This is a genomic window from Coprococcus sp. OM06-34AC (genome assembly GCF_003462545.1).
GTDB classification, from domain to species: Bacteria; Bacillota; Clostridia; order Lachnospirales; family Lachnospiraceae; genus Coprococcus; species Coprococcus aceti.
The window spans coordinates 1-1563 of sequence record NZ_QTZF01000019.1 but is presented as its reverse complement, the minus strand read 5'-3'; the positions used below and the strand labels follow the sequence as shown (position 1 = coordinate 1563).

General features: G+C 40.9%; 1 protein-coding gene. It reads right to left on the bottom strand.

Annotated features, from left to right (window positions below):
• Positions 1–136 precede the first annotated feature (136 nt).
• Positions 137–1303: an IS110 family transposase gene (locus tag DXB91_RS13990; protein WP_118018530.1), complete on the bottom strand. Its 1167-nt coding sequence runs from the start codon at positions 1301–1303 to the stop codon at positions 137–139.
• Between the last annotated feature and the right edge of the window lie 260 nt (positions 1304–1563).

The window sequence follows — 1563 nt, the reverse complement described above, 5'->3', positions numbered from 1 at the left end:
GGAGACCAGCTATGAAAAGTCAACCATAGATTAGCTGGAAATTATTAAATCATTTTCGTGGTAAAAATGGGTAACCTTAATAAGGCTCCCTGATGGGTGCTTTTAAACAAATCTATGATGTAGGTATCCAGACCTCTTAATTGAGGTTAAATTCTACTTCGTCAGTGAGCATCTTCCAGATGACTCTGACAAGCTTGCCGGCACAGTGTCCGAGGGCATTATAGTGAGTCCGGCCTTCAGCCATCTTGGTTTCGTAGTAAGCCTTGAAGGTGGCATTATTTTTAACAACATTGTGAGCTGCATTAACAAGTGCATATCTGAGAACTTTGGATCCACGTTTGGACATTCTGGTCTTCTTAGCCTGAAAGTTTCCAGACTGATAGACAGAAGGATCTAAACCGGCATATGCAAGCAGCTTGTTGGGGCTGGAGAAACGATGTATATCACCGATTTCACCAAGTATCATTCCTCCATTGATATATCCGATACCAGGAATGGTCATAATGACAGAATCATTGAATTTCATTATTTCTGTCATTTCAGCTTCAACTCTTTCTAATTGGCTATCGAGTAACTCTATTTGTTGTATGGTGTGAGTTACCTGGATAGATAGAGAACTGTCGCTGGCACCGACAGACTTCTGTGCGAGAACTCTTAACTGCTGAGCCATCTCTTTATCAAAGCGTCCATGCGAGTTCACTTTGAGAAGATGAGCCAGATGAGTCATATGCATAGAAGCAATAGCTTCCGGTGTTGGTGCTTCCTTGAGAAGCGCATAGACAGATTTTTGATGCAGACCTGATTTGAAGAAATACTGCAATTCAGGGAATATCTCATCTACGTAAGAAGTCAGCTGAATCTTTAGGCGGGTTCGCTGCTTAATGGTTTTCTGACGGAAGCGTCCAAGGGCTTTTAAGTCCATCAGATCAAGATCATAGAAGGTCACAAATCTGAGAGATTCCTGCATCATGAGAGTTTTACAAATGATGTATGTGTCGACTTTGTCAGTCTTCGTTTTGCGAATGTTGTTCTTACGCATAGTAGAAGTCTTGATGGGGTTCAACACACACACTTTGTAATTCTTAGCAACAAGATATCGAACAAGGTTGTCGCCGTAGTGTGCCGTCGATTCAAGACCAATGATGAGGCTGTCCTTGTCTAGAGGATCTAGCTTGGAAAGCAGCAGTTGGAAGCCATCATTGTCATTTGTAAATTTGAACGGCTTGATTAGTTCTTCACCATCAGAAGATATGGCTGAGGCAAAGTGATTGAGTTTGGCAATGTCAATGCCTACATAAATCATGAGGTTGTACCTCCCTTTCTAAAGTCTGATACCGTGATATCCACCATCGATTATCATCGTAGACTTGATGGAAATAAGTACTCAGATTACTCCGGCAACATCCAGCTATAAACAATTCAGATAAAGGTAGCGGCAATACACTCCTACGAGTAGTCAGAGCTACAGGAAAAAATCAAAAGTCCACAGTATCTGAATGTATTGAACCACGATATTAAAATGAAAGGAATGAATGATTATTAGCTTCTAAATAATCATACAAG

What these genes read in the sequence shown, in the direction of transcription:
- DXB91_RS13990 (WP_118018530.1), bottom strand. Translation starts at nt 1,303, where the DNA reads ATGATTTATGTAGGCATTGACATTGCCAAACTCAATCACTTTGCCTCA.